Consider the following 21706-nt stretch of genomic DNA (forward strand, 5'->3'; position numbering starts at 1 on the left):
TTGCGTTTCGATGATACGCTCATCGGGGCGCAGGGCCTTTTTCATTTTCACGGCCTGGCGGTTAATGGCGTACCGATTCGCTCATACTAAAAGCGCATCGACCATTCTATTCGACCAGGGAGTGATGAACATGTCTGACAACAAACAGCAAGGCCACGGCAGCCAGAACACGACGAACCGGACTTCGGACAAGAGCAGCAGCAAAGGCAGAAAATGAAAATCAACCGAACATTTCCCGGGAGGCGGCAAGCATGATGGAACAATTGGAAAGCAACTACGACTGCGCCAATGCCGGCGCCGACCTGCACAGTCTGAAAGAAGAGCTGGATCAACTTAAAGCGCAAGGAACTCCTGACCGGGAGTCTCAGGAACTGCTGAACCGGATCGAAAATCAGATCCGATTCATTGAGAATAAATGCTCCATCCGTCATTAAGCGCAAAAAATGCAGCCCATTCAGCCTCATGTTCAGGCCGGATGGGCTTTTTCGCGTTTGCAAGGCTCACGATACCCGCTTCACCCTGTTTATAAAAAACGAAAGCACCAGAGCAACGGCCGTTATGATTGTGGCGATCACAAACGCGTCGTTAATGCCGCTGATCGTCGATTCTTTCATCGCGGTTCCATAAATCAGCGTAGTTACGAGCTTGCTGCCTGCCGCAACGGGGATATGCGCCATCTCGGCAACTCCGTGCCCCAGGCGGGCCAATTCCGCCGTAATAATCGGATTCGTCGCGGTAAACGTGTTGCCGGTGTTCCCCATATGGAAATCCGTCCTGCTGCTCATGACGGTCACCAGCAGCGCCGTTCCCAATGAGCCCGCCACCTGCCGCAGCGTATTGGACATCGCCGTTCCGTGGCTATGCAAATGTCTGGGCAGTTGGTTCATCCCTTCGGTCATAATAGTCATCATCATGAAAGACATGCCGAACATCCGCAGGCAGTACAGCAGCAAAATGTGGCTGTAGGACGTATCCGCCGTCAGCTTGCTGAACTCCCAGGTCGTAACGGTCGTAATGACGAGGCCGGTGACGGCCAGCAGTCTGACCCCGATCCGGTCGAACACCATGCCTGCGATCGGCTGCATAATGCCCATCAGTATCGCGCCCGGAAGCAGCAGCAAACCCGAAGCGAGCGGGGTGAATCCGCGAATGTTCTGCAAGTAGATCGGCAGCAAAATCATCGCTGCGAACATCGCCATATTGATGATGGAACTGACGATAGTCGTCAATGTGAAAATGTTGTAGGTGAACACCCGCAGATCGAGCATCGGTTCCTCGGCGGTCAGCTCCCGCCACACAAAACCGATCAGGCTCAGTATCCCTGTCGTCAACGTTCCGAGCACTTCCGTGCTCTGCCAACCGGCTGTGCCCGCTTCGCTGAAAGCGAACAGCAGGCCGCCGAAGCCGACCGTTGAAAAGAAAAATCCCCAAAAGTCGAATTTTACTTTGGATATTTTGGTCACGTTGCCCATCAGCGCAATGGCCAGCAAAATGTCGACCAGACCGATCGGCAGTACGATATAAAACAGCAGCCGCCACGTATACGTCTGAACGAGCCATCCCGAAAGCGTCGGGCCGATCGCCGGGGCGAAAATCATCGCGATGCCCATCGTTCCCATGGCGCTCCCTCTTTTTTCAGGCGGAAAAACCGTTAAAAATACAGTCATCATCAGCGGCATAATGATGCCCGCTCCCGAGGCCTGCACGACCCTCCCCGTCATCAGCAGCGCGAAGTTGGGCGCGACCGCGCAAATCAGAGCCCCTGCGGTAAACAAAATCATCGCGGTTAAAAACATCACCCGGGAGCCGAACCGTTCTATTAAAAAGGCGGTTATCGGAATCATGACGCCGTTTACCAGCATGTAACCCGTCGTCAGCCACTGCACGACGTTGGCCGCTACGTTGAAATCGGTCATAATATGAGGAATAGCAACATTGATAAGCGTCTGGTTCAAAATGGCGACGAAAGCCCCCAGCATGAGCACCGCAAGCAGTTGGCCCACTTTGACTTCCGCCGTTCGCGGGGAAGCGGATTTTCTTGCAGCGGACCTCCGGCTGCCGTTCAGCTCCTCCGACATTTCGACCAGCAGATCGGACGGCTCGGGTACCGGCGTGTAATGCCCGCTCGCTCCCTCGGCTTTGCGCCTCCATCTTTTGACGGCAAACCGGTTCACCGCCGCAATGACAACAAGACTGAATACGGCATAGCCTATCGCATACGCATTCATATGTCCGCTCCCTTACTTATGAATGCGCGCGGTGACGCTCATTCCCGGTATGAGGCCGAGCCCGCGGTTGCCCTCCAGCGAGATCGTAACAGGGATGACCTGGGCCACCTTCGTATAGTTGCCGGTTGTGTTCGAGGCCGGCATCAGCGAAAAAGTTCCGGCTGTCGCCAGCCCTATCCTGTCCACCCTGCCGCTTAACGTCGTTCCCGGAAACGCATCCACGTAAACGTCGACGGCTTGTCCCAGTTTCACGTCATTGATTTCCGTTTCCTTTACGTTCGCCGTCACCCAGAGCCGATCCAAATCGTAGAGATACGCCAGCGGCACCCCTGCCGATACGAGCGATCCGGTGATTGCGCTCTGCTGAACGATCGTTCCTTGTTTGGGCGTTAAAATATCTACGGCGCCCGACGCTGCCGCGACTGCTCCGATCCGGTCTCCCTGGGACATTTTTTTGCCCGTTTCTCCGTACCAATCCGTCAATTTTCCGGATGCGGATGCGCTGATCACTATTTGATCGCCCGTGATTTGTGCATTGTTCGTCGATAAGTAGTTGATGGACTGGTTGTAAAAGTAGTAGCCTATCGCCGCTCCCCCAACAAGAATAATGAGCAGAATTATGTTAAGTACGATCATGCGTGCCGTGCCCTTCATTAGGATTCGCCTCTTTCCGGATGGTTTGTCATTTCAACAAACCTAATATCTCCCACAAAAAAGAGGAATATGTAGAAAACAGGCAAAAACGGCAAAGAGAAGGAAGCCTGCGCGTGGGGGGTTGCCCTGGCAATCCTTCACCTCCGCATCGATGACAGCGTCTCCTTCTCGGCCCTTTCGTCAGTTAATCCGTTTTCTGGTCAGGATACACGGAACTCCTTTGCCTACTGCGCCAGGCTCCGACATCGCGGCCAAATACCGCAATCCCCGGGCACACTGCTGCTTGCAAACCGCGCATGTCGACGATTCGACAATTTTCATCGTATATTGAGGCCTGGATGAAACTTCCTTTTTCTTGCTTGCTTTACCTGCTTTTCCTTTAGGGGCCATGCCGATCCCTCCCAAGCTTCCTCTTCAGCAACCGCTCTTGTCATCAGTATATGAGGAGCCGGGGGAACGGTTCTTGCCGGGCATGGCCTTCTTTCGCGGCGTATTTTTACTTGCCTTGGTCTTGTCCCAACAGCTCCAGTCCCTCCAGCAAAATGGGCACGGCTTCTTCGTACAAGGCCGGGAACGTCTCCGCCGGCAGCGGATTTACCCCATACCCGACTTCGATCGTAAAGCCCGGACGGCGAAACTTTTCGATGAACCAATCCTTGTAACCCGCGTCGCTGCCGGTCAGCTTAACCGCTTTGTATCCGCTTGCCCGGGCCAGCCGTTCGGCATACGCTGCCGCCTGAGGAGGCTCGTAATCCCTGTAGTTCCAATAAATTTCCCGCCCTTGAGTATGCAGAGCCATCACCATTTCAAAATTGCGCTCCACCGTAAAAGCCGCAATAGCCGCGGCCTCCGGCTCGGTCAGCGGCGCCTCGCCTGTGTAATCCCGCTCGCCCGGGCACAGCTGTCCTCTGCGGGCCCGCTCCTCCTCCCAATGCGCCGGAAATTGATCGTTCAGATCGACCCCTCGCGCGTTGGCCTTCCAGCCCCTGAAGTCGCCCGAGCCGCAATTCATGGCGATCAGCGCGTCCGCACACGGGAACGGCGCGGATGAAACGCCGTGCAAAACCAGCTCGACCCCGTCGGGATTTACCATCGGGACAAGCCAGAGCGTTATATCCGCAAAAATCCGCCTTGCACTGCGCCCTCGCCATGGCGTTCCCGAGGCATACGCTGCCGCGGCCTCCTCCAAGAACCGCATAAGAATCGGCGTCGTAATCCATTCATTCGCGTGGATGGAAGCGTTGTAATGAATGGATCCGGCGCCTGTGCCGATCGCTACGGCCGGTATGCTGCGGCCCAGCACCGAACACCCGATCGAAGAACAACGTAGAAACGGATACGTCTCCCCAAGTCTCGCAATCTCTTCGCACAGCTTTAAGTAGCCGTATTGTTGCATGAAGCCACCTCCGGAACAAGCTTGCCGCCGCCATGCGACATAGCTTTGTCGATGCCGTATATGCTTATGCCGCCGCGATTTCATTCATGCAAAAAAGCGCCGTCGCGGCTTTGTCGTTCCCGCTCCGGCGCTCTTTTACATAATGTTGGGCACCTGCCAAACGACAGGCGCTAAGGAAATCTGCTCTTTCAGCCAGGACTGGGCGATCGTTTTGAACAGCTCTGTGTCGCCGCTGCAAAAAAACTGATGTACAGGCACGTCCGCCGCTGCCGACAATAGCCCGCGGTGATACAGAATCGTGCTGATTTCCCGGGCCGTTTCGTCCGCCGACGAGATGAGCGTCACTTTCGGCCCCATCACGCGCGAAATCGCATCCATCAGAAAAGGGTAGTGCGTGCAGCCCAGAATCAGGCAGTCCAGCGGCTTCCCGGTCAAAGGCCGCAGCGACTGTTCCACGACCGCGTAGGCTTCGTCCGCATCGAACAGCCCTTTTTCGACGAACGGCGCCAGCAGCGGGCAAGCCGCGCTGTATACTCGAATGCCCGGTGAAATCGAGGTCAGCTCCTGCACGTAGGCGTTGCTGCGGATCGTTCCGTCCGTACCGATCACGCCGACGACGCCGCGGCGGGTCGATTTAATCGCAGCTCTCGCTCCGGGCGAAATAACGCCAAGCACCGGAATCGATACCCTTTCGCGTATATCTTCAATCGCTACGGCTGTTGCCGTATTGCATGCTATCACAATCATTTTGGGATCGAATTGTCTCAAATAATCGACGATTTGCTTGGTAAACGTCCGGACTTCATCCGCAGACCTGGGTCCGTACGGGCTTCTGGCCGTATCTCCGAAATAAATGATTTTTTCTTGCGGAAGCTGGCGCATGACTTCTTTTACTACCGTCAATCCTCCGACTCCGGAGTCCAGAATGGCAATCGATTGCTGCACAGTATACGCATCCTTTGCCGGTTTTTGTATGCCCTTAGCTGCGCCGAAAGCGGGCCTGCTTATAAAGCCCGCTTTCAGTCTACATGGATAGAATATGATTTCGCAGCTTCAAAGGTACCTGTGCGTTTGTGATCGTAATCCGGCACAAATGCTTAATTCGCGGACGGCTTCAGCTCGTTCACCAGCCCGAATTCATAACCCTTTTTCTTAATTTCCTTGCAAATCCGGTCCAGCGCCTCCATATTTTCCTTGGACCCTTGATGCATCAAAATCACGTTGCCGTCATGCAAATTATTCATAATATCGTTGTACGGATCTTCGGCCCCGTTTTTGCGCGGCTCCCAATCTCTCATGGCCGTCGACCAAAACACCGACGTATAGCCCATCCCCGAGACGAGGCTCAGGTTATGCATATTGTAGCGCCCGTACGGAAAACGGAAATATTTTTCCACTTCCTTGCCGGTAATTTCTTTGTACATCGTTTCAAAATCGGTTATTTCCTTTTTGATTTGATCGTCGGTCAATTCGTTGAAATCTTTGTGCGTCATCGTATGATTCGCTATGAAATGGCCGTCGGCTAACAGCTTTTTCAAATAGTCCGGATTTTTCTTAATATTGTTTCCCGAGATGAAAAAGTTCGCTTTCACATCGTTGTCCTTCAGCGACTTGAGCATCAAGTCCACATCGATCAGCGGCCCGCCGGCATCGATGGTCAGGTACACCTTTTTGCCCGTGCCTACCCATACCGCTTTCTGATCGGCTGTAAAAGATTTCGTCTCCTTCGGGAAGTCGGGGACTTGTCCCGTTTTCTTTTTCATGTAGTACCATGAAAAAGGCGTGCGGTCACCGGCTGCCGCTTTGGCAGAGCCCTGGTCGGGAGCCGCTGAGCTTTTGGCGGTGGGCGCAGCCGTCTGCTTCGGAGCCTCGGTCGGCGGCGCGGTTGGAGCCGGAGTCGGGCTCGGGCTTTTTGCCGGCGTGGCGGGAGTGGCTGCAGGCGACGGCGTCCGCGAAACGGCGGGAGCCGTCGGTGTCGCAGACGGCGGTGCCGCGCTTGCATTTGCAGCGGACAGCGGCGGAGTGGCCCCTTTGTCATTGGTGCAGCCCACAAGCGCTGCGCCGAGTGTCAGCAGCAAAGCTGCGCTTTTCGTATGTCTGATCATCCTGGCACCTCATTCATGAATACATTTTCGCGTATTCATTTCGACGGCCCCAGCCGAATTACCTGCCATTTCTCGGCATTTTTCTACAAAAATGAACCGACAGCACGCAAGCCTGGCAAAAGTTCTGAGGCGGCAGCCCTTTTGCACGGCAGCGCGAGGAAAGCCTGCAAAAGTCTGACTACTGAAAAAAACGCCACGCTAGAGGCAGCAACCCTTCTGCAAGGCTGTGCGAAGAATGCCTGCAACAGGTAGGGGGTGCAGTACTCTTCCCCAACCCACCCACCGTAACGATTGATGCGCCGGTGCCTCTTCCGCACAGGTTGCGGCGCTGAAGTAAGGAGGCACACTATCCGCTCAGAAGAGAGAAAGCCTGCAAAAGTGCAGGCTTTTTCCGTAAAGTAGTTCATTTTGGCGAAAAGCCTGCGATTGTTCAGGAATTTTCGATAAATTTGAACCAGAGCCCATATTCGTAGTGAAAAGCCTGCACAATTGCAGGAATTTTTCGTGGCCAGCGCATCAACCGAGAAAAAACTGTACTTTTGCAGGTTTTCTTCACGCAACCGTTGTGCGATCGACTCTAGCGTATATGTTTCCGGGCTGCACGCCTGCGCTCCATTCTCTTCGGCAGCCGAAAATAGAAGGGCTGCCCCTCAAGCAGCCAAAAAGCTACTTTGCGGGACAGCCCCATTTTCGCCAGACCGCATTTATTTGGCAGCCCGATATGTAAGAAATTGAACGATTGTAATCAGGATAAAAGCAGTCCCCGCCAGCATCGGAATCGTAATAAACCCGAACCAGTACAAGTAGTCCACATCGCACGGAACAGGTCCGCACCCTGTGGCGGACTCGTGGAATACGCCCGATTGCAGCAGCACGTGATAGATCGAAATGCAGGCCCCTACAATCGTCATCGGCAGCACGTAGATCGTGAGCTTATGATCTTTGCGGACCGAAGCGATGCCAAGCAGAATGACCAGCGGATACATCAGTATGCGTTGATACCAGCACAATTTGCACGGCAGGAAATGCATAATTTCGGAAAAATACAAGCTCCCCAGCGTCGCCACCAGCGCGATAAACCATGAGACGTGCATACCGTTGTCTTTCAACCATTTATTCAGAACCATGTGGTCTCGTCCTCCCTTTCTCCCTCATTATAGGTAAATTTGTAAAAGAAGTCTATTACATCATGTAGTGTTTGGCCGCGAGAACGTAAACTTTAATCATTCCTGCTTCTAGAAGCATGCTCTGATGAAGTCCGTAGAAGGTACTCCGCCGGACGACTCCCTGGCAATTAATTTTTCGCTTGGAATGTAACTGAAATAGTAGTATACTAAGAGAGACGAAGAACGTCCTTTAGCCTCGCGGCCAAAGGGCGTTTTTTTATTTATTCGCCCCTGGCGGCACTCCTAACGAAAAATTTGATTCGCCGGGATGATTGCAGGATCGGACGGGGGACTTTTAGACTATTGAAATCAATCCAAATTCATGTTTAATTTACTATTAAGCCTTAAAAATGGTATAATTTGTCGAGTTTCATAGATTATTCCGGGCGTCAGTTTACTGCAAAATCATATTTTCTCAAAAGAGGGGGTATACGCCAGTTTCCGCTTCAAAGCGATTTATAAAAACGAAATCGCTTTAATTTAAACCTGTGAGGAGATGTATTGATGAAAAAGTGGCTTGGCAGAATTGGAGTAGTTCTTCTAACAACAACGGTTGTAGGCACATCTTGGATCGGCTTGCCTCCTAAAGCCGAGGCGGCCGGAAGCCAGACTTACAACTGGCGGAATGTCGTTACGGGCGCCGGAGGCGGGTACGTGCCGGGCATTATTTTCAATGAGAAGCAGCCCGATTTGATCTATGCCCGTACTGATATCGGAGGCGTGTACCGCTGGAACCCGGCCGACAACAGCTGGATTCCGCTGCTGGATACGGTCGGATGGGAAGACTGGGGGAAAAACGGCGCAGACGCCCTCGCTACCGACCCGGTCGAACCAAACCGTTTATACGTCGCAGCGGGCATGTATACGAACGACTGGGATCCGAACAACGGGTACATCCTGCGCAGCATCGATAAAGGCGATACATGGCAAGCTACCCAGCTTCCGTTCAAAGTCGGCGGAAATATGCCGGGACGGTCCATGGGTGAGCGCCTGACGATCGACCCGAACAAAAACAGCGTCCTCTACTTCGGAGCGCGAAGCGGCAACGGTCTCTGGAAAAGCACGGACTATGGGGTCACCTGGAACAAGGTAACAAGCTTTACGAATGTCGGCACCTATGTGCAAAATCCTGATAATTCCTATCAAAACGATATTATGGGACTGGCCTGGATCACGTTCGACAAGTCGACCGGAGCTCCCGGCAGCGAAACCCAAACCATCTATGTCGGCGTAGCGGACAAAGGCAACAGCATCTACCGCAGTACCGACGGCGGTGCGACCTGGTCCGCCGTTCCCGGCCAGCCTAACGGCTACCTGCCGCATCACGGCGTGCTGTCCAACGGCAATTTGTATATCACCTACAACAACGGCATCGGACCGTACGACGGCGAAAAGGGCGATGTCTGGAAGCTTAATACGACGACCGGCGAATGGACGAACATCAGTCCGGTTCCAAGCAGCAGCAGCGACAACTTCTTCGGTTACGGCGGACTGACCTCCGATGCGCAGCACCCGGATACGATTATGGTATCGGCCTTGAACGCCTGGTGGCCGGATACGATTATTTTCCGCAGCAACGACGCCGGCAAAACGTGGACGCGAATCTGGGACTGGGACGGTTACCCGGGACGCAAGCTGCGCTATACGCAGGATATTTCGGCGGCTCCGTGGCTCGATTTCGGAGCGAATCCGCAGCCTCCCGAAGTTACGCCGAAGCTTGGCTGGATGGTCGGCGATCTGAAAATCGACCCGTTCAACTCCAACCGCATGATGTACGGTACGGGGGCCACCATCTATGGCACCGACAATCTGACTGATTGGGACAACGGCGGTAAAATTCATATATCCGTTGCCGCCAAAGGATTGGAAGAAATGGCTGTCAACGATCTGGTCAGCCCGCCGTCGGGCGCGCCTTTGATCAGCGCCGTAGGCGATGTCTCCGGCTTCCGCCATAACGACCTGACGAAAGCTCCGGCCAAGATGCTGATCAATCCGAGCAGCACGTCCAGCCTCGATTTTGCCGAGCTGAGCCCGAACTTTATGGCCCGTGTCGGATTCGGGGACTATAAGAACAATGCGAATGCCAAGTCCATCGCGCTCTCCTACGATGGCGGCAGCAACTGGTTCAACAGCGCGGAACCTTCCGGCACTAAAGGCGGGGGCATGATAGCCGTAAGCGCCGGCGGCAATTCCCTGGTATGGAGTACTCCGGATGTTGGCGTGCAATATTCCGGCTCCAGCGGCAACTCCTGGGCAGCCAGCACCGGCGTTCCGGCGAATGCGAAAGTCGCAGCCGACCGCGTTAATAAAAACAAATTTTATGCCGTTTCAGGCGGCAAATTTTATATTAGCACCAACGGAGGCGCTTCGTTTACGCAAACGGAGGCGACCGGCCTGCCGAGCGACGGTGTGTTGAATTTTAAAGCCGTACCGGGCATCGAAGGCGATATCTGGCTGGCCGGCGGAAGCGTAAACGGCGCTTACGGCTTGTGGCATTCCACCGACTCCGGCGCTTCGTTCGTCAAATTGCCCGGTGTCCAGCAAGCCGATGTGGTCGGCTTCGGAAAAGCGGCGCCAGGACAAAGCTACACGGCTCTTTACGTATCGGCCAAAATCGATAACGTAAGAGGCATTTTCCGTTCCGACAATGCCGGCGCAACCTGGGTCCGGGTTAACGACGACCAGCATCAGTACGGCGTGACCAACAGCGCCATTACAGGCGATCCCAAAGTATACGGACGCGTCTATGTAGGAACGAACGGGCGCGGCATCGCATACGGGGACATTGCCGGCGCTGCCGAGAACAACTCGGCGATTTCGCCGTCGTCGGCAGCCTTTGACAAAAAAGCGGACAAGCAAAGCGATATCGCTATCACTTTAACGCTTAACGGCAACACCTTAAACGGCATCAAAAACGGCGCGGCAGCGCTCGTTGAGGGCACAGACTACACCGTCTCCGGCAGCACCGTCACGATCATGAAAAGCTATCTGGCCGCTCTGCCGGTCGGCACGGCAAACCTGGCGTTCGACTTCAGCACAGGCACCGATCGTGTACTTTCCGTCAACATTACGGACACGACGGGCCAAACCGGCGGGAACCTGAAAGTACAAATGTTCAACGCGAACACCAACGGCACGTCCAACACCCTGTACACAAGATTCAAGCTTGTGAATACGGGAACGGCAGCCATCTCGTTGGCCGATGTCAAATTGCGTTATTACTACACTATTGACGGCGAGAAAGGGCAAAGCTTCTGGTGCGACTGGTCCCACGCGGGAAGCTCCAATGTCACGGGCACGTTCGTGAAATTGAACGCGCCTGTATCCGGCGCCGACTATTACACTGAAATCGGATTCTCCAGCCAAGCAGGCAGCCTGGCGGCAGGCCAAAGCATTGAAGTCCAAGGACGCATCGCCAAAAACGACTGGAGCAACTACACGCAAACGGGAGATTACTCGTTCAACCCGTCGGCAAACAGCTACGTAGACTGGGACAAAGTGACCGCATACGTGTCCGGCAGCCTCCAATGGGGCATTGAACCATAAGTTATTCATTGTTCAACGTGTAAAAGGAACCTTTCGGTTCCTTTTACACGGAAAAACTGTACGCTACATCTCCGGTTTGCTTGACGAGATCTTTCCATTGAGCCGCGGGGACGATATCGACGACCGCTTTAAGCGGAATCGTCTTAAAGTCCAGCTTCGGCAAATCGTCCAGCGTGAGCCTGTTTGTGATCAGGCGCTGGAGCCAGCCCTTGTACCGCTCTTCCATTAGCTGCAGGCGGTAGATGGCTGTCTCAAAATCTTTGCGCGACGCGTTCACCGAACCGATGACGCATTTATTTTCGAGCACCATGCTTTCGTTCAGCGCATCGGAGTGAATTTCCAGCTTTCGGTCCGCCGGCGTGACACCGAGCAGGGCCAGCACGCCGTTCGGCGCCAGCACGGACATCGCCTCGAATGCAAGCGGGCTGTAGCCGGTGCATTCCAGAATCATGTCGATCGGCTTGCCGACCGTTTTGGCATAGGCCGTCAGTGTCAACGCCTGGCCTGTTTCGTCGGCGGCTCCGGCCTGCTGATACACAGCCCCGCAATCCCGGACAAGCTGTGCCTGCAAGGAGTCCGTCTGCGACAAGGACCATACATACACGTTCAACCCAAGCAGCCGGCATGTCATTGCCGCGAGCAGACCCAGTGGTCCCGAGCCGAGAACGAGCGCGGTTCGCGGCTCCCAGATCAAGCGCTGCTGGATGCGCTGCACCTGATCCCATACTTTTTCCACGATGCTTTGCGGCTCCGCGAGCATGCCATGATCAAGCAAAGAATCGGGCACCTGCACCAAATAGCGCGATTCTTCTTTATAAAATTCGGATAAAAAGCCGTGCGCGCCCTTAATGCCGCGCTCTACATACTTGCCTGTCTGGCAAAAATCGGAGTGCCCGTTGCGGCAGTTCACACAGTTTTGATCCCTGCACGGCCGCCTGACGATCGCGGTGACCAGGTTGCCGGATTGGAACCCGGATTCCTTGCCGGCTTCCACAACAACGCCTAACGACTCGTGGCCTGTCGTCAATTCGTCTTCGCCTTCGGGCGGCGTGCCGTATTTTTCCTGTAAAATTTCCCGGTCCGTTCCATCCAGACCGACGGCAAGGACGCGGACAAGCACCTCTTGCGGGTGCGCAATCGCCGGTTTATCGACTGTCGCGAGCTCGATATAAGGATTACCTTGGGTAAGCTGTTTGACTCGAATCGCCTTCATCCGGCGCATCCCTCCTTCTACCTGCTCGCAGTCTCAAGCACTTCGTCTTCGCTTGCATCGGTCTCCCGGGTCGTTCCGAGCTGGTTCAGCTGCTTCAGCCTCGTCAAATATTCCTGCGTTACTTTGATGAACGACGCATGAGACCAAGTGAGCGGCGAGACGGACATCGGCTCTCCCGTGAACGGATGGACCTGCTCCGCCATGACACCGGAAGGCAGCGCATGCCCGCATGCCCAGCGCATCATATTTTCCGCTTCGGTCAAATCGGTCATTGTCTTCGCGGATGCGATCAGCCACTCGGCGTACCAAAGCGTGCAAATGAACCAAGGGTTGCCCGGAACTTTTAACACATCCTGGGTAACTTGATGGTAGTAGTCGTTCTCATACCTGGCAAAGCCGCCTATGTCGGTGTGCACCCAAAGCTTGTCTTTCATCGCCTGCATCGTCGCCGCGATTCGCGGATCCGTTTTTTCAAATAAGCCGAAATCGAACAATGCGTACATGCTCGAATCCATGATGTAATCAGGTTCGTACGTGCTTTTATCGTAATTCCAGTACAAAGCGCGCAAAAACCGTTTTCTTTCATGCGAATACAGCTGTTCCTCGGCCGCTTTGCGGACATGCTCGGCGGAATCGGCGTAATAAACGGCCCGCGTTTTGTCCCGATGAAAGTCGGCGAAGCGCGAAGCGGCGATCAATCCGGCATATACGCTGGAAACGGTAAAGGCCATCACGCCATAGCGTTCCTCCCACAAATCGTAAGACGGGAGCGGAAGACCGGAAGCGTCCCGGTAATGCACCAGAAAATCGGCGGCCGGAATGACAAACTTCTCGTATTCCTCGAAGGATTGGTCCAAAGTGCCGGCCAGCTTATGGTGATGCCACAGCGCGTAGACGACAAGCGCCGTTTCATCTTCCTGGATCGCGAGCTGCTTGCTGCCCTGGCTGTTCACCCACGGATGCCAGCTTGATCCGACCGAACCGTCCGGATTGTATTTGTGCATCAAATACCCTTCCGGAGTGAGCACTTTAAGGCAGAAGTCGAAAAACTTTCTCGACAGCTCGTGAAAACCCGCCCTGTCCAGCGCATGGGATACGAGCGCGCCGTCGCGGGGCCACATATAGGAGTACGAATCTTTGGCGAATTTTAAAATATCGGAGTCGTTGGCCGCGACAATCGCTCCCCGATTATCGAGATTCGTCCTGACGATCAGCAGACTTTTTTTGTAAAAAGACGCAAGTTCGGGCTTCAGAAGTGACAGGTCGTGCTTATCGCGGTTCACCCATTCGACCCAATGATCATGGGTCCGCTGAAGCACAGCCTGCGGAGTCTCCGTGCGCAGCAAACGTTCCATCTGCTCAATCTCCTGCTTGCTTTTGCCGAAGCAAATCCAGAACCAGGCTTCCTTCGAACCGGCCGGAGGCAGCGTCAATTCCACTTCGATAACGCCGTCCACGGAGCCTTGCGCTATCGGATTGCCCTCCAGATGCCCGTCCTCGGCATCGCGCCATGTGCCTTCGAGGCCGTTAATGCCTTTTTGACCGGTCGCGTAACCGCTCGGCTTCGCCTGTACCTCGTCGGCCGAAAAACAGGACAACGACAAATAGCGGTGGCCTTTGTAAAAAACAAGCGAATTCAGCTCCGGGTCGAAGTAGATCGTATCGCCGATGCCGTTGCCGTAAATTTGCAGGTCAAGATGAAAATACAGCCTTACTTTACGCTCTGCGTTAAAAGTGTTTTCTACTTTTATTTTGCGCAAAAATACATTTTGCTGCACGTCGACGCCGTCCCGGATCAGCATCCGGAGCCCGAAACGCTCATGGCCGAATTCCGCATTCGTAACCAGCGAGTCCTCGACATACGCGGTTTTTCTGGAAACTTCGGGATTGTCGATCCAGAAGAAGCCTTCCTGACACCAGACGCCAAAATGCGAAAGATGATCGCTGGATTGATTCTCCTGACCTACTAAAGGGAAGTATACGTCGCGAATATTATAAGCAGCATCGAAATTGATGAGCACGTTCCCATTTCCAATGGGCAGATCTCTTGCCATACCATCAGCCTCTTTCCAAGGATGTTGCTGTTAATTTTCCATAGCGGCAGGTAGAATATGCATCTGTGCAAAAGCGATTCGGCCAACCGCCGGACCGTGTGATTTAAGAAATTTTTCAGCTTGTTTTCAGGCCATTTTAAGCCCGTTTTAAGCCTATTTTCAGGCTTCAGGTAAATATCGCCAAAGTGTGCGGGATGCATTTTCATTTGCATAAAATTCGTTTACAATATGAAACAAATGGAGGGATGAACAATGAAGCAATTAGAAGGATTCGGCAAATTTTTGGAAACCTTGCGCGGCAAAATGTCACTCCGTGAAGCGGCCCACAAAAGCGGTCTCTCGCATGCGTACATTCGTGATCTTGAACTGGAACGCAATCGCTCGACAAATGAAAAAATCAAACCATCGCCAGTCACTTTGAAAAAGCTTTCCGACGCTTACAATTTTTCGTATACCGAACTCATGGAAAAAGCAGGGTATTTGGAGAAAGAGGATCGGCCTGTCGCAGGTGTCGACATATCTGTCAAGGAAGTTCTTTTTATCGAAGTCAGCGCTAAAGAAATTACGTTCCACACCCAGCAAAACAGAATCAACCGGAGCGTGAATTCACTGCTCGACTTTAGCGATTTTCTCGACAAGCTGGAAGAACAAGGTTTCAAAAAAATGGATACGGACTTGTTCGTAAACCTGCACCACGTGCAAAAGTACGTAGAAAAAGAAGGAAAGCTTTTCTTCGATCCGCTCGGCATCGGCAAGCACGTCGTCATTGCAGCCATCCGCCAAAAAAATTATCATGAACTGCTTTTGCGCTGTGTCGCCCGCAATTCGGGAACGAGCCTTGAATACAATTTTGAACGCAATTCATCGGCAGATTTGTTCAAACCGTCTTTTAAATAGCCCATGTGATTATATTCGATATAATTCGACATTGTTCGCTTGTCGTGTAAACATTTGTATAATAAAATAAAAGGATAGGTGTATCTTTTTTACTCATGGAGCTGATCGAATGTCCCAGAAAATACCTGTAACCCGTGATGGCAAAAAAGGATCCGATATTTTGCTTATCGATTCTCATAAAGTAGTCAAGATCGATAAGATCAGCAATCGCGATTATGTCATTCATACTAAAAATCATCAGTATTATCTGGATTTTTCTCTCGACAGCATTGAAGAGTGGCTCTATGAAGACGGCTTCCGGCTTCTCGACAGCACGAATATTGTGAACATGAAGCAGGTCAAAGAGTACGATTCCCGCAAAGGCATCGTTTACTTCGACGACTCCACCGCCAAGAAAACGAAGATCGCCTCCGCGGCACGCATTCATAAAGAACATATCGAAACCGTTATGTCCATTCTGCAAACATCCGCTGAGCCTGAAGAACAGGCATCCGCCATTTACGGTCAACGGGAGGACATGCAGCCTCTGGATTTTGTCATTAACGAGGACAACCAGTTTTCCCGTTCTTACGCAACGATCCGGGCAATGAATGCGAAACGCCAAGCTGAAGAAAAAATCATTCACATGGCTTACCACGACTCGCTCACCAATTTGCCGAACCGGCTTAAGTTTCAGGAGCATCTGAAACAATCCTTGACGCAGGCGGAAAGCTCCGGCTCCATGCTTGGCGTGCTGTTTTTCGACCTCGACCGGTTCAAAATTATTAACGATACTTTGGGGCACCACGCCGGCGACGAACTGCTGCGTCATGTCGCAGGGAAGCTTCTTGATTATGTCGGGCAATCGCATATGGTAGCCCGATTCGGCGGGGACGAATTCATCATTCTCATGACCGGCATTACCCATCTGGACGAAATTACCGCTCTTGCGGAAGGGATTCCCGAGTGCATGAAGGAAGCTTTTTATTTCGATAAGCAGGAGCTTTATATTACCGCCAGCATCGGAATCAGCGTGTATCCGCAAGACGGCGTCAGCGTTGAATCCCTGATCAAAAACGCCGATGTAGCGATGTATAAAGCCAAGGAAAAAGGCGGAAATTGTTACGAAATTTATCATCCCGATATGAACATGCGCTCCCTGCACCGCTTAAACCTGGAAATTGAGCTGCGCAAAGCCATCGAACGGGAAGAGTTCATGATCTATTATCAGCCGCTTGTCGAATTAACGACAGGCAAAATCATCGGCATGGAATCTTTGATCCGCTGGAAGCACCCGGAATGGGGCATGGTCTCGCCGGGCGAATTCATTCCGCTCGCAGAAGAAACCGGACTCATCATTCCGCTGGGCAATTGGGTGTTAAAGCAAGCCTGCGCCCAGAACAAGCATTGGAATTCGCTGGGGCTGCCTCCGCTTTGCGTCTCCGTCAACATTTCCGTCAATCAATTCATGCAGGCCGGATTTGTGCAGTTTATCGAAGATACGCTGTCGTCTACAGGGCTCACTGCGAATTTGTTATGTTTGGAAATTACCGAGAGCGTTGCAATGAAAAACGTATCTTTCATTATGGAAACTATGGACAAGCTGAGAAAGCTTGGCGTTCAAATATCGATCGACGACTTTGGCACCGGGTATTCCTCTCTCAGCTACCTCAAACGTTTCCGGGTCCATACCTTGAAAATCGATCAATCGTTTATCCGCGATGTTACGACCGATGAAGACAACGCTGCGATAGTCACGGCTCTGATCGCTATGTCCCAGCAGCTCAAAATAAAATCTTTGGCCGAAGGCGTCGAAACCGCCGAACAGCTGCAATTTCTGCGCGAGCGCGGCTGCAATGAGATTCAGGGCTACATTTTCAGCACGCCGCTGCCGGCCGAGAAGTTCGAAAGTCTGATTAAAGAAAACAAAACTTTATATGCTCTTAAGTGAAAAAGGAAAGAAGCTCAGAAAAAATCTGAAACTTTTGTTTCCTTTTTTTCGTCTATGTAGAGATGACATAAAAGCAATAGAAAGGAATGGAAAGGAATGGCGGCACAGCAGTCTGCTTTGCAGCTTCCTCCCCGGCGAGTCGGCAAAGGAAAGCGCAAGAAAAAGTCTTTCGGACTTCGAATGTTTCTGTTCCTGCTAGCATGCTTTACCTCCTTATCCCTTGTAGGACTATGCTGGTTTTTTCTGACTCCATCAGGAACAAGTGTTCGTTATTTGATGGCCGATACGCTAATTACGACGCAGCATCGGGATTGGGCCAAATATTTAATCGGCTCCGATGAATTGCAAAAACGGGTGGAAGCTTACTGGAAAAAATTCGACGAAATGGGCGATGAAAAGGATAAGGGCCTAGTCAAGCTTGAGACCAAAACCAGTGCTCAAAAGGAGACGAAAAAAGATCTCGTCACTATCGAGCCGATTTCCGGCACGAATTTCAAAGGCTATCTGGTCACCGTTTCAGATCCGAAAAAATTGAGAATCGCCGTCCCCGAAAAAGCCGGAAAAGGCGAAAAAGTTTCCTCGATGGTCAAACGGACCGGTGCGGTCCTGGGCGTCAACGGCGGCGGTTTTATCGACCCGAACTGGGAAGGCAACGGCTTTCAGCCTGAGGGCATCGTCATTTCCGGAGGAAAAATATTTTACAATGACAAAGGGACGAACGGCACGGTACAAGTCGTTGGAATCGACAAAGACGGCCGGATGGTTGCAGGCAAATATAAAGTTTCGGAACTGCTCCAGATGGGCGTGCAGGAAGCTGTTTCGTTCAGCCCCCGCTTCATCGTTAACGGCGTCGGGCAGATCAAGAGTCAAGCCGATGGCTGGGGCGTCGCTCCGAGAACGTGCATGGCGCAGACGAAGGACGGCTCGATTTTGTTCGCCATTATCGACGGAAGACAGAAGAGCAGCATAGGGGCCACGCTCTACGACGTGCAGCAAATATTTCTAGAACACGGCGCCGTGACGGCGGCCAATCTGGACGGAGGCGCTTCAACCGTGCTCGTGCACAATAATACGATCGTCAACAAGCCATCCAGCGAGTATGGCGAGCGCTACTTGCCGACCGCCTGGCTCGTATTCGACAATCCCGCGAACGCCAAAATCAAAAACGTCTGGGAAGGGCTCGATATCCGAAAAATCGATCCTTCCAAATGGTAACAAACACAGGGCGCTCTTCGATAGAGCGCCCTGTGTTTGTTATGAGGCTTGCAGTTATCGGTTGTCTCCCAAAATTACGAAATCTTCGGCGGCTTCCGAAGTTTCGAAATCGTCCTCCATCATTTCTTCCTTCCCCGAGCCCTTCCAGGAACGGACATTATCCACTACCGTCAGTGCGGTATCTTTCGCTTTATTGTAAATTTCCGAAGTTTGGGAGCTTACTGTTCTGGCTATTTTCACGGTTTTTTCGGATACCGTTTGCGCTTGCTCCGCGATATCGCTTCGCAGTTCACGGCCTGACTTCGGGGCAAACAGCAGAGCCGTCGCCGCTCCAAGAACACCGCCTACTACCGCACCAATGAGGAAGTTTTTTCCTTTTTTTACATCAGACATGTTCATGCACTCCTTTGTTTGTCTTTTCGGCGGACTCGTTTAAGTCCGCTTTTGCTTGCCTGCTGGCCTGCCATCGCTGCCAAAGCTCAACCCCCGTCGCGGCCCATTCGAAGGCGTCCTGCAGCCGCTCCTTATGGGCTTGAACGGCCCTTTCCGCGTTCAGGATCGTTTGGCTCATTGTCCTGGATGCGGAGCGAAGCGACGAAACCACCTCTCCTACAGCCGCCCCTGCCTGTTGAACATGCTCGAGGCTTTGCTGCAGCGTCTGCGCCCCGCTGCGCACGTCTGCCGTGAGCTCCCTCGCCTCCTGCAGCAGCCGGTCCGATTGCTCAGCCGTGTACAACACGGCCTGACGCGTCTCGGACACCGCATCGCTGATCTGCTGCAAGGCTAGCCTCGCGGCAATAAGCGCAACAACCGCATAACCGACAAGCACGATGAAAGCAGCAGCCGCACTGACACAGCTGATCTCCATCCATGTCATGAGTTCACCTCCCGGGAATGATGCCTTGACATAACAGGCTTCGTAAGCATCGGCTTAGAGTTGTTACCTTGGCATTTGCGATGGCTGTTTCTAGACGAATGCCTATGAATTAATACAGTATAAGTAAGAGCTGCTCGTCTTGACACAACCGCAGTGGAAAAAGTTCGGGAACCTGTCATAATAAGAATCAAGCCCCTGGCTTCGCCGATGCGGCGATCGGCTCCGGCGGAGCAGTACATGAGCTTGCTTACGGAGCAAGCACGCTTTTGAACAGGGAAGCATTACAAGGAGGATTTGCATGAAAAAGGAACAAGGACTTGCGGAAATCGAACGTACGCGAATCGTAGCGATTGTCAGAGGAGTCGGCGAAGCGCATATTTTACCGGTGGCGGAAGCGCTCTTCCGGGGCGGGGTTACTGTCATGGAAGTGACTTTGAACACGCCGGGCGCGCTGCAGATGATTACGGATCTGCAATGCAAACTGGGTGAGCAGATGTACATCGGAGCCGGAACGATACTGGATCTGGAGGATGCGCAAAAAGCGGTTCAAGCCGGCGCCGCCTTCCTCGTAACGCCTAATGTGGATAAAAAGGTCATCCGCTTTGCCAAAGCGAACGACATTCCGATCTTCCCCGGAGCGATGACTCCGACGGAAATCGTCAAGGCGTGGAAAGCCGGAGCTACGGCTGTCAAAGTTTTTCCAAGCGCAAGCCTTGGCATAGGTTTCATCAAAGAACTGATGGGTCCGCTGGACCGCATTCCGCTGATGGCCGTTGGCGGCGTAACGGAAGACAATATCAAGCAGTTTTTGAACATCGGCTGTTATGGGCTCGGTATCGGCGGCTCCTTGATTAATTTGAAAGAAATCGAAGCCGGCAATTATGCCTGGATCACCGATAAAGCGGAGCGCCTTCTGGCTGCTTCACGCTGAGACGGCGTCCGGCACGCCCGGACCGGCTGAAAAAAAACAAATAGCCATCACAACTCCGTAAAAGGAGGATGATGGCTATTTGCGCCCGCTGATCCTATATACGCACTTGGTTCCGCCTTTTGCAAGGCACTCGGTCCTCTCCACATCGGCATCCAGCAAATTTTGAAACAGCTTCAGCTCGCATTGGCAGGCCTGCTGGAACCGGTTGGCCACCTGGGTAATCGGGCAGTTGTGTTCGCTGAAAATGAACTCGTCCTGATCCGATTGCGACCATTCCACCATATAACCATTCTCATCCTGAATGAGGGCCAGTTCGGCAACGCGCTCTTCCAGACTGTCCGCTTTCATTCTTGCATGATACCGCTGCTCCATCTTTTCCTGTCTGCGCTCAAACAACCGGTCAACCAACTGCTGCCCTTCGTCCTCAACCAGCTCTCCGAGCAGATCAAGGGTAAGCTGCAAATATTTCTTCGGAAATAATTCGTCCGCCTGCGGGGCCAGCGAATACAAGCTTGTCGGTCTGCCCATTGCCTGCCGGACGAGCTTCGTCTCCAGGAGGCCGTCACGGTCCAACGTGTTCACGTGCCGTCTTACAGCCATTTCGGTAATTCCGAGCTGCTTGGACATGTCATGAACACTTAAAGGCCCTTGCGTTTTCAGCATGGAAAGGATCACTTTGCGCGTGGATGTCTCAAGGTCATGATTCATAAGCTCACCTACTCCCGGAACTGTGATTTTAGTCTCATTTTACAGCATCCGATAGAATAAGTAAATTAAGAAACATGTATGTATGTTATGCCAATTCCTTTTGGATGAACGCTTTTACGCTGGTGGCAAACTCTTCTAACGCTGCCGGCAGCTTGCCGATAAGAGGATGCAGACCTTCACCTTCCCGCTTCCAGGCCGTATAGTCCTGAACGAGCGGCTTTCTTAATCGGACCAGCTCCAGCAGCGTTTCGGCCAGCGAATCGGAATAAGCCCCTTCGCCGCGCACAATATCGACGATATCCTCGTAGCTGCTCGCGTCTCTCAATATGAAAGCGTCGATGAGCAAGCTGCCCACATCCGTTACCGTTTCAATCGCCAAATGAAGGATTCGTTCCTGCGACAAATGCCGTAGGAGGCTGTCCTCTCCCTCGATCCGCCGATCGGACAATTGCCCGCAAGCGTCAGCCAAAACTTTCAGAAATTGAATTCTTTCATCGATCTGCTCTTGATTAATAAAATACATGCCGCTTATCTCCGTCCTCTTTTTCTCCATTTCGTCCAAAACACCATCGCAACAAACGTAGCGATTACCAGCAGGATCAGCAAAACCGCCTGCATCACATACTCATAGCTCACGAAAGAATCACCTTCTTGATCAGCACTGGGTTACATTCTACCTTTCAGTGTATCGTTATGGTTTGGGAGCGTCAAGCTTGCGCGTCCGCCGCAGTTCCTGTTTTCAAACGGCCCGGTTCATGATAAAGTGAGAAAGTCTTTACTTTCGAT

The 21706-nt window shown here is 52.7% G+C and carries 20 protein-coding genes; 6 read left to right on the forward strand and 14 right to left on the reverse strand.

The window, feature by feature from the left end; translation table 11 throughout:
* Positions 1 to 251 precede the first annotated feature (251 nt).
* A complete protein-coding gene (locus AC0LWT_RS01800) occupies positions 252 to 434 on the forward strand; it encodes a DUF2524 domain-containing protein (RefSeq protein WP_474679492.1) in 183 nt (60 codons plus the stop codon).
* A 66-nt stretch (positions 435 to 500) separates the two neighbouring features.
* Here AC0LWT_RS01800 and AC0LWT_RS01805 read toward each other — a convergent pair whose 3' ends face one another.
* The 8 genes from AC0LWT_RS01805 to AC0LWT_RS01840 form a co-directional block, all read right to left on the reverse strand.
* Complete coding sequence (locus AC0LWT_RS01805) at positions 501 to 2228, reverse strand: DHA2 family efflux MFS transporter permease subunit (RefSeq protein WP_474679493.1); 1728 nt, start codon at positions 2226 to 2228, stop codon at positions 501 to 503.
* A gap of 12 nt (positions 2229 to 2240) precedes the next feature.
* Positions 2241 to 2882 (reverse strand): HlyD family secretion protein, encoded by a 642-nt coding sequence (locus tag AC0LWT_RS01810; RefSeq protein WP_474679494.1) that lies wholly within the window; start codon positions 2880 to 2882, stop codon positions 2241 to 2243.
* 180 nt (positions 2883 to 3062) lie between these two features.
* On the reverse strand, positions 3063 to 3272 hold the full coding sequence (locus AC0LWT_RS01815) for a hypothetical protein (RefSeq protein ID WP_474679495.1): 210 nt from the start codon (positions 3270 to 3272) through the stop codon (positions 3063 to 3065).
* A 106-nt stretch (positions 3273 to 3378) separates the two neighbouring features.
* Positions 3379 to 4278, reverse strand: a complete 900-nt coding sequence (locus AC0LWT_RS01820) for a M14 family metallopeptidase (protein ID WP_474679496.1) — start codon at positions 4276 to 4278, stop codon at positions 3379 to 3381.
* Positions 4279 to 4413: 135 nt separating this feature from the next.
* Positions 4414 to 5223 (reverse strand): glutamate racemase, encoded by an 810-nt coding sequence (racE, locus tag AC0LWT_RS01825; RefSeq protein ID WP_474679497.1) that lies wholly within the window; start codon positions 5221 to 5223, stop codon positions 4414 to 4416.
* 152 nt (positions 5224 to 5375) lie between these two features.
* Positions 5376 to 6383 (reverse strand): polysaccharide deacetylase family protein, encoded by a 1008-nt coding sequence (locus AC0LWT_RS01830; RefSeq protein ID WP_474679498.1) that lies wholly within the window; start codon positions 6381 to 6383, stop codon positions 5376 to 5378.
* Positions 6384 to 6466: 83 nt separating this feature from the next.
* The gene (locus AC0LWT_RS01835) at positions 6467 to 6943 is read right to left on the reverse strand and encodes a hypothetical protein (protein ID WP_474679499.1); all 477 of its coding nucleotides are present in this window, start codon (positions 6941 to 6943) and stop codon (positions 6467 to 6469) included.
* A gap of 144 nt (positions 6944 to 7087) precedes the next feature.
* Positions 7088 to 7510 carry a disulfide oxidoreductase gene (locus tag AC0LWT_RS01840; RefSeq protein ID WP_474679500.1) on the reverse strand — a complete coding sequence of 141 codons (423 nt, stop codon included), beginning with the start codon at positions 7508 to 7510 and terminating at the stop codon, positions 7088 to 7090.
* A gap of 543 nt (positions 7511 to 8053) precedes the next feature.
* On the opposite strand from AC0LWT_RS01840, the gene AC0LWT_RS01845 reads away from it, so the two are divergent.
* Entirely contained in the window at positions 8054 to 11095 is a 3042-nt protein-coding gene (locus AC0LWT_RS01845; RefSeq protein ID WP_474679501.1) for a cellulose binding domain-containing protein, read from the forward strand.
* Between the two features lie 43 nt (positions 11096 to 11138).
* Here AC0LWT_RS01845 and AC0LWT_RS01850 read toward each other — a convergent pair whose 3' ends face one another.
* Together AC0LWT_RS01850 and AC0LWT_RS01855 are read right to left on the reverse strand one after the other, a co-directional pair.
* Positions 11139 to 12308: a glucose 1-dehydrogenase gene (locus AC0LWT_RS01850; protein WP_474679502.1), complete on the reverse strand. Its 1170-nt coding sequence runs from the start codon at positions 12306 to 12308 to the stop codon at positions 11139 to 11141.
* Between the two features lie 17 nt (positions 12309 to 12325).
* Complete coding sequence (locus AC0LWT_RS01855; protein WP_474679503.1) at positions 12326 to 14362, reverse strand: glycoside hydrolase family 15 protein; 2037 nt, start codon at positions 14360 to 14362, stop codon at positions 12326 to 12328.
* Positions 14363 to 14614: 252 nt separating this feature from the next.
* On the opposite strand from AC0LWT_RS01855, the gene AC0LWT_RS01860 reads away from it, so the two are divergent.
* The 3 genes from AC0LWT_RS01860 (at position 14615) to AC0LWT_RS01870 (ending at position 18404) form a co-directional block, all read left to right on the forward strand.
* Positions 14615 to 15259: a helix-turn-helix domain-containing protein gene (locus AC0LWT_RS01860; protein WP_474679504.1), complete on the forward strand. Its 645-nt coding sequence runs from the start codon at positions 14615 to 14617 to the stop codon at positions 15257 to 15259.
* A 109-nt stretch (positions 15260 to 15368) separates the two neighbouring features.
* Positions 15369 to 17189 (forward strand): putative bifunctional diguanylate cyclase/phosphodiesterase, encoded by a 1821-nt coding sequence (locus AC0LWT_RS01865; RefSeq protein WP_474679505.1) that lies wholly within the window; start codon positions 15369 to 15371, stop codon positions 17187 to 17189.
* Between the two features lie 96 nt (positions 17190 to 17285).
* Entirely contained in the window at positions 17286 to 18404 is a 1119-nt protein-coding gene (locus AC0LWT_RS01870; RefSeq protein WP_474679506.1) for a phosphodiester glycosidase family protein, read from the forward strand.
* Positions 18405 to 18458: 54 nt separating this feature from the next.
* Here the strand turns inward: AC0LWT_RS01870 and AC0LWT_RS01875 are convergent, their stop codons facing one another.
* Both AC0LWT_RS01875 and AC0LWT_RS01880 read right to left on the reverse strand, forming a co-directional pair.
* Entirely contained in the window at positions 18459 to 18797 is a 339-nt protein-coding gene (locus AC0LWT_RS01875) for a YtxH domain-containing protein (RefSeq protein ID WP_474679507.1), read from the reverse strand.
* Positions 18790 to 19281 carry a DUF948 domain-containing protein gene (locus AC0LWT_RS01880; protein WP_474679508.1) on the reverse strand — a complete coding sequence of 164 codons (492 nt, stop codon included), beginning with the start codon at positions 19279 to 19281 and terminating at the stop codon, positions 18790 to 18792. The genes AC0LWT_RS01875 and AC0LWT_RS01880 overlap by 8 nt, the downstream gene beginning before the upstream one ends.
* 298 nt (positions 19282 to 19579) lie before the next feature.
* Between AC0LWT_RS01880 and AC0LWT_RS01885 the strand changes: the two genes are divergently transcribed.
* A complete protein-coding gene (locus tag AC0LWT_RS01885) occupies positions 19580 to 20212 on the forward strand; it encodes a bifunctional 4-hydroxy-2-oxoglutarate aldolase/2-dehydro-3-deoxy-phosphogluconate aldolase (RefSeq protein WP_474679509.1) in 633 nt (210 codons plus the stop codon).
* Positions 20213 to 20287: 75 nt separating this feature from the next.
* Here the strand turns inward: AC0LWT_RS01885 and AC0LWT_RS01890 are convergent, their stop codons facing one another.
* Positions 20288 to 20920 (reverse strand): helix-turn-helix transcriptional regulator, encoded by a 633-nt coding sequence (locus tag AC0LWT_RS01890; protein ID WP_474679510.1) that lies wholly within the window; start codon positions 20918 to 20920, stop codon positions 20288 to 20290.
* 85 nt (positions 20921 to 21005) lie between these two features.
* Complete coding sequence (locus tag AC0LWT_RS01895) at positions 21006 to 21443, reverse strand: DUF86 domain-containing protein (RefSeq protein ID WP_474679511.1); 438 nt, start codon at positions 21441 to 21443, stop codon at positions 21006 to 21008.
* Between the last annotated feature and the right edge of the window lie 263 nt (positions 21444 to 21706).

It is taken from the genome of Paenibacillus sp. sgz302164, from assembly GCF_056120505.1.